At 70.0% G+C, this 6595-nt stretch carries 8 protein-coding genes; 5 read left to right on the top strand and 3 right to left on the bottom strand.

Annotation, left to right across the window (positions count from 1 at the left end; genetic code table 11):
• Positions 1–226 (bottom strand): PD-(D/E)XK nuclease family protein (locus tag Q0L15_RS19085; RefSeq protein ID WP_296606109.1); only part of this gene is annotated, 226 nt, incomplete at its 3' end.
• Positions 227–317: 91 nt separating this feature from the next.
• On the opposite strand from Q0L15_RS19085, the gene Q0L15_RS19080 reads away from it, so the two are divergent.
• From Q0L15_RS19080 to Q0L15_RS19065, 4 genes are all read left to right on the top strand, one after another.
• Entirely contained in the window at positions 318–1454 is a 1137-nt protein-coding gene (locus Q0L15_RS19080; RefSeq protein ID WP_296606108.1) for a site-2 protease family protein, read from the top strand.
• A 9-nt stretch (positions 1455–1463) separates the two neighbouring features.
• Entirely contained in the window at positions 1464–2444 is a 981-nt protein-coding gene (locus Q0L15_RS19075) for a tRNA (adenine-N1)-methyltransferase (protein WP_296606106.1), read from the top strand.
• Positions 2445–2620: 176 nt separating this feature from the next.
• The gene (gene arc, locus Q0L15_RS19070) at positions 2621–4375 is read left to right on the top strand and encodes a proteasome ATPase (RefSeq protein ID WP_296606104.1); all 1755 of its coding nucleotides are present in this window, start codon (positions 2621–2623) and stop codon (positions 4373–4375) included.
• Positions 4376–4589: 214 nt separating this feature from the next.
• Positions 4590–4769, top strand: coding sequence for a hypothetical protein (locus tag Q0L15_RS19065; protein WP_296606102.1), 180 nt, complete (start codon positions 4590–4592; stop codon positions 4767–4769).
• Positions 4770–4792: 23 nt separating this feature from the next.
• Here Q0L15_RS19065 and Q0L15_RS19060 read toward each other — a convergent pair whose 3' ends face one another.
• Together Q0L15_RS19060 and Q0L15_RS19055 are read right to left on the bottom strand one after the other, a co-directional pair.
• Entirely contained in the window at positions 4793–5293 is a 501-nt protein-coding gene (locus Q0L15_RS19060; RefSeq protein ID WP_296606101.1) for an aminoacyl-tRNA deacylase, read from the bottom strand.
• The gene (locus Q0L15_RS19055; RefSeq protein WP_296606100.1) at positions 5290–5910 is read right to left on the bottom strand and encodes a class I SAM-dependent methyltransferase; all 621 of its coding nucleotides are present in this window, start codon (positions 5908–5910) and stop codon (positions 5290–5292) included. Before Q0L15_RS19055 ends, Q0L15_RS19060 begins: the two co-directional genes overlap by 4 nt.
• 43 nt (positions 5911–5953) lie before the next feature.
• On the opposite strand from Q0L15_RS19055, the gene Q0L15_RS19050 reads away from it, so the two are divergent.
• Positions 5954–6595: proteasome accessory factor PafA2 family protein (locus Q0L15_RS19050; protein ID WP_296606098.1), on the top strand; the 642-nt coding region annotated here is incomplete at its 3' end.

Raw genomic sequence — 6595 nt, 5'->3', positions numbered from 1 at the left:
CGCAGGCGGGGAGGTCGAAGAGGTCCTCGAGCACCTTGTGCACCACCGTCCCGCGCACCGCGTCGGGCGAGAAGGGCTCGGGCAGCTTGTCGATCGTGCGGAACCGGAAGAGCAAGGGGCAGCTCAAGAAGTCGCCGGCGCGGCTCGGCGACAAGGCGCCCAGCACCTCGACTCCGTCGACCGGCCTCGACATCCGGGTCGCGGGCGACTCGGACTGCATGCTCATGCGGCTCACCCTAGGTGAGCCCACCGACACCGGAACGTCCACCCCGCGCCGTGAGGGGAGCCGCCACAGGGGGGTCGGCTAGCCTCGATGCGTGTCCGATTCCGCTCCCCGATCACGTCCCCCGGGCACGCTCAAGGTCGGTACCGTCGCCGGCAGTGACGTCCTGATCTCGTCCTCGTGGTTCCTGGTGGCCGGCCTCATCGCTGTGATCGTCGCGCCCGCCGTCGACGAGGCTCAGCCCGGGCTGGGTGGCTGGAAGTACCTCGCCGGACTCGCCTTCGCCGTGATCCTCTACCTCTCCGTCCTGCTCCACGAGGCGTCCCACGCGGTCATGGCCCGACGCTACGGGTTCTCGGTCACCTCGATCACGCTGCACTTCCTCGGGGGCATGACCTCGATCGAGGGTGAGGCGCGCAAGCCGCGCCAGGAGTTCCTCATCGCCGTCGTCGGCCCCCTCACCTCGCTGGCGGTCGGCGCCATTGCGCTCGGCGTACGGGAGGTGACACCCGAGGGACTTCTCCTGATGGCCGTCGAGGGCCTCGCCGGCGCCAACCTTCTGGTGGGCATCCTCAACCTCGTGCCCGGCCTGCCGCTCGACGGCGGCCGGGTGCTCAAGTCGGCCGTGTGGGGACTGACCGGCAACATGCACCGCGGCACGATCGTCGCAGGGTGGGGCGGGCGGCTCACCGCCGCCGCCGTCCTGTTCTGGCCGTTCCTCCAAGAGGAGCTCATCGGCACTACCCCGGACATGGTCGACTACATCCTCGCGTTCGTGATCTCGGCGTTCTTGTGGTCCGGTTCGACGGCGGCGATGGCGTCCGCTCGGCTGCGCAGCCGTCTTCCCCACCTGGTCGCGCGCGAGCTCGCGCGCCGTACGCTCACCGTCCCCAGCGACCTGCCCTTGGCCGAGGCCGTACGACGGGCGCACGAGGCCCAGGCCGGCAGCATCGTCACGGTCACCTCGAGCGGCGCCCCGGAGGGCATCGTCAGCGAGGCCGCAGTCCAGGCCACGCCGGCCGACCGACAGCCGTGGGTCGCCGTCTCGGCCGTTGCGCGCTCCCTGGAGGAGGGCCTTCGGCTGCCTGCCGGCCTGGCCGGTGAGGACCTGGTCATGGCGATCAGCCGCACCCCGGCCGCGGAGTACCTGCTCGTTGAGCCCGACGGTTCGCTGGTGGGGGTGCTGGCCACCGCCGACGTGGATAGGGCGTTCCGGGCCGCGGGCCACTAGGGTTCCGGCGTGTCCGAGCACCCCGACGTACCGCCCGAAGCCTGGTCAGGTGTCCACCGCGGCCCGCTGCGCGCGGGGGAGTGGGTGCGGCTCACCGACAGCAAGGGCCGCCGCCACAACATCTGCCTCGAGGTCGGCAAGCGCTTCTTCTCCAACCGTGGGCACTTCGACCACGACGAGCTCATCGGCCGGGAGGAGGGCTTCACCGTCACATCGTCGGCCGGCGGGGAGTACCTGGTCTTCCGTCCGCTGCTCTCCGAGTTCGTGGTCTCGATGCCACGAGGCGCTGCGGTCGTGTACCCCAAGGACGCGGCTCAGATCGTTGCGCTGGCCGACATCTTCCCCGGCGCCGACGTCGTCGAGGCAGGGGTCGGTTCGGGCGCGCTGACCTGTTCGCTGCTGCGCGCCGTCGGGCCGTTCGGGACCGTCACCTCCTACGAGCGCCGCGAGGAGTTCGCCGACGTCGCGCGCCGCAACGTCAACCAGTTCTTCGGCGCGCCCGAGGGACAGACCCACCCGGCGTGGACACTGGAGGTGGGCGACCTCGCCGAGGCGCTCCCGGCCTCCGGACGGCGAGCCGACCGCGTCATCCTGGACATGCTGGCGCCCTGGGAGTGCCTGGACGCGACCGCCGACGCACTGCGGCCCGGCGGGATCGTGTGCGCGTACGTCGCCACCACCACCCAGCTGTCCCGGTTCGTCGAGACCGTCCGCGTGCACGGCGGGTTCACCGAGCCGCAGGCCTGGGAGTCCCTGGTGCGCGACTGGCACGTCGAGGGCCTCGCGGTGCGTCCTGGCCACAAGATGATCGGCCACACGGCGTTCCTGGTCACCGCCCGCCGCATGGCGCCGGGTGAGCGTCCGCCGCTGAAGCGACGCCGACCGGCGCCCGGGGCGTACGGCCCCGACTACACCGGCCCGCGCCCCGCGGGCGTACCCACAGACGTACCTACCGACGTCCCCACCGAGGACCCGGGCGACCTCACCTGAGGGTGCGGCGGGGTGCCGTTTGGTCACCAACGACAGATCCGCGGGCGGCTCTCATGTCGTTGGTGACCAACCCGCAAAGTGGCCGACGCGCGACCAAATCGTGATCGACACCGCGAAATGAGGGCTTTCGTCTTGACCGACCGCGGGTAGGGTCGTCGGCACAGGAGGTGGCGCTGATGTCGACATCAGAAGGCGTGTCCAGCACGGGTGGTCGCAGCCCCGAGGAGCTCGCGAGCCAGGTCCGGCTCCTGGAGGCCGAGGTCTCCGAACTCCGACACCGGCTCAGTGAGAGCCCCGGCAGCTCGCGCGGCCTGGAGCTGCGCCTCGCGGACGCCCAGCGCTCGCTCGCGGGACTGACCTCGCAGAACGAGCGCCTCGCCCAGACCCTGCGCGAGGCTCGCGACCAGATCATGAAGCTCAAGGAGGAGGTCGACCGGCTCGCGCAGCCGCCGGCCGGGTTCGGCACCTTCCTCGCGCGTAACGACGACGACTCGATCGACGTGTTCACCGGCGGTCGAAAGCTGCGGGTCAACGTCAGCCCGAGCGTCGACCTCGACAGCCTCCAGCGCGGCCAGGAGGTCATGCTCAACGAGGCACTGAACGTCGTCGCGGCCCTCGATTTCGAGGAGGTCGGGGAGGTGGTGATGTTCAAGGAGCTTCTTGCCGACGGCGAGCGGGCCCTGGTCATCGCCAACGCGGACGAGGAGCGGGTGGTGCGACTGGCCGAGCCGCTGCGCGGCGACATGATCCGCGCCGGCGACTCGCTGCTGCTCGACTCCCGGGCCGGCTACGTGTACGAGAAGGTGCCGAAGTCCGAGGTGGAGGAGCTCGTCCTCGAAGAGGTCCCCGACATCGCCTATGAGTCGATCGGTGGCCTGTCCGGCCAGATCGAGCAGATCCGTGACGCGGTCGAGCTGCCCTACCTGCACCCTGAGCTGTTCAAGGAGCACCAGCTCAAGCCGCCGAAGGGCGTTCTGCTCTACGGCCCTCCCGGTTGCGGCAAGACGCTGATCGCCAAGGCTGTGGCCAACTCGCTCGCCAAGAAGGTCGCCGCCAAGACGGGCCAGGAGGGGAAGTCGTACTTCCTCAACATCAAGGGCCCCGAGCTGCTCAACAAGTACGTCGGCGAGACCGAGCGCCACATCCGCCTGGTCTTCCAGCGCGCCCGTGAGAAGGCGAGCGGCGGCACCCCCGTGATCGTCTTCTTCGACGAGATGGACTCCCTTTTCCGCACGCGCGGGTCCGGCGTGTCCTCCGACGTCGAGAACACGATCGTCCCGCAGCTGCTGAGCGAGATCGACGGTGTCGAGCTGCTCGAGAACGTGCTCGTCATCGGTGCGTCCAACCGCGAGGACATGATCGATCCGGCGATCCTGCGGCCGGGCCGGCTCGACGTGAAGATCAAGATCGAGCGCCCCGACGCCGAATCGGCCAGGGACATCTTCAGCAAGTACCTCACCACGAGCCTGCCGTTGCACGCCGACGACCTCGCCGAGTTCGGGGGCGACCGTGAGGCGTGCGTGGCCGCGATGATCCAGGCGACCGTCGAGCGGATGTACACCGAGACCGAGGAGAACCGGTTCCTCGAGGTCACCTACGCCAACGGTGACAAGGAGGTCCTGTACTTCAAGGACTTCAACTCCGGGGCGATGATCCAGAACATCGTCGACCGCGCCAAGAAGATGGCCATCAAGGACTTCCTCGACCACGACCAGCGGGGCCTGCGGGTCTCGCACCTGCTGCAGGCGTGCGTCGACGAGTTCAAGGAGAACGAGGACCTGCCCAACACCACCAACCCCGACGACTGGGCCCGCATCTCCGGCAAGAAGGGCGAGCGGATCGTGTTCATCCGCACGCTCATCACCGGCAAGCAGGGCACCGAGCCGGGGCGGTCGATCGACACGGTCTCCAACACCGGTCAGTACCTCTGACAGCTCCGCACCACCCCGGACCCCGCCGGCGCGCGAGCTCGGCGGTGCTGCGGTTTGGTCACCAACGGCATCTGGGATCGCTCCCACGATGTCGTTGGTGACCAAACGACGTACGGCACCGCCGCGGGGAACGTGGCGAACCGCGGCCGGGACGCGTACGGTCGACCCATAAGACAGGGTCACCCTGTCCCACCAACTCGGGGGAGTCGTCGTGATGTTCTGGCTCATCGTTCTCGCGGTCGCCGTCGTTCTGTTCGGGCTCGCGTGGTGGTCCAGCGGTCGGGCCAAGGGCCGTCCGGGACGGCCGGATGCCGGCGCCGAGAGCGCCCGCGGACGGGCGACCAACCAGGCGATGATCCATCGCGACAGCGGCTTCAGCGGACCCGGCGGCTGACGCCGCCTCGGAGTGGGGCGGACCTAGGTTCCGGCTCGCCCTGCGTCCGTGACGTCCGTGACGTCCGTGACGTCGGCGACCGTCGCGTCGAGCGCGGCGATCAGCGCGGCGGCGTCCACGCTCAGCGCGACCCCGGGCGCGCCCGCACCGATGCTGACGGCGCCGCTGATCGAGGAGTCGGCGATGACCGGCAGCGCCGTGGCGCTGCCGAGCGGGGTGATCGTGCCGCGGACGTAGCCGGTCACGCCGTACGCCGCCTCCGCGCTGGGCATCGAGACCCGGTTGACGCCCAGGAGCGCCCGCAGCTTGGGCCAGGCGATCTCGCGGTCGCCAGGCACCAGGACGAACCGGTGATCGCCCTCACGGACCCGCACCACCATCGTCTTGATGATCTGGCGCGGCTCGACGCCGCGCGCCGTGGCAGCCTCCGCCAAGGAGCGAACCGGTCCGTGGCGGGTGAGCGTGTACGCCAGTCCGAGTGCCTCGGCCGACGCGACCGCCCGGGCCGAGCGGTCCTCGCTCACGTCCGCCTCGCCGTTCCGACGAAGCCGTGGGTCCACGGCCTGATCACCGCAGGGCCCGCCAGGTGGGCGGCGTCCACCGAGTCCACCTGCAGGTGCGACCCGACCAACCGGGGGATGTCGCGGTCGAGGTGGCAACCCCCCGCCAGCCGCCGCTGCCACGGGTTCAGACGGTGCTGCCAGCGCGCCACCCGGCGGTCGGGGGCCAACCCGTGTTCCAGGAAGTGGAACACCCCGTCCGCACGCAGCACCCGCCGTACCTCTCTCAACGCGCGCTCGACGTCGGGGATCGTGCACAGGGTGAAGGTGGAGAGCACCGCGTCGTACTGGCCGTCGGCCGCGGCCAACCGCTGCCCGTCCAACCCGGTGCGCTCGATCGGCACGGCGGACCGAGCGCGTCGCCGCGCCGAGATCTCCCACGCGACGTCGGACGGCTCGACGGCGTCGACCTGACGCACTTCAGCGGGGTAGTACGCCACATTCAGCCCGCTGCCGAAGCCGATCTCCAGGACCCGGCCGCGGAGCCCCGAGGCCGCCACCTCGCGCAGCCGGCTCACCTCCGGTATCGACAGCGATCGATCGGCCAGGTGCGGGACGACGCGTTCGGTCCAGAAGCCCATGCCCTCGAGAGTAGGACGTGTTCCACTCGCGTAGGCTCGAAGCATGAGCGTGCGTCGGGTCATGGGGACCGAGGTCGAGTACGGCATCGCCGTCCAGGGCCAGCCTCTCGCCAATCCGATGGTCGCCTCCTCGCAGGTCGTCAACGCCTACGCCTCCTCGACCGTCAAGGCCCGCCGCGCCCGGTGGGACTTCGAGGAGGAGTCGCCTCTGCGCGACGCCCGTGGGTTCGACATGTCGCGCCAGGTCGCCGACCCGACCCAGCTGACCGACGAGGACATGGGTCTGGCCAACGTGATCCTCACCAACGGGGCCCGGTTGTACGTCGATCACGCCCATCCCGAGTACTCCACGCCCGAGGTGATCACACCCCTCGACATCGTCCGCTGGGACAAGGCGGGGGAGCAGGTGATGCTCGACGCCGCCCGCCGCGCCGCGCAGCTCCCCGGCGGCCCCCAGATCGTGCTCTACAAGAACAACACCGACAACAAGGGGGCGTCGTACGGCGCCCACGAGAACTACCTGATGCGGCGCTCGACACCGTTCGGCGACATCGTGCGCCACCTCACGCCGTTCTTCGTCAGCCGTCAGGTCATCTGCGGCGCCGGCCGCGTGGGGATGGGTCAGGACGGCCGCGAGCACGGCTTCCAGATCAGCCAGCGTGCCGACTTCTTCGAGGTCGAGGTC

This window comes from Nocardioides sp. (assembly GCF_024509035.1).
GTDB lineage: Bacteria > Actinomycetota > Actinomycetes > Propionibacteriales > Nocardioidaceae > Nocardioides.
The sequence above is the reverse complement of the archived record's forward strand: the minus strand, read 5'-3'. Positions and strand labels throughout refer to the sequence as shown.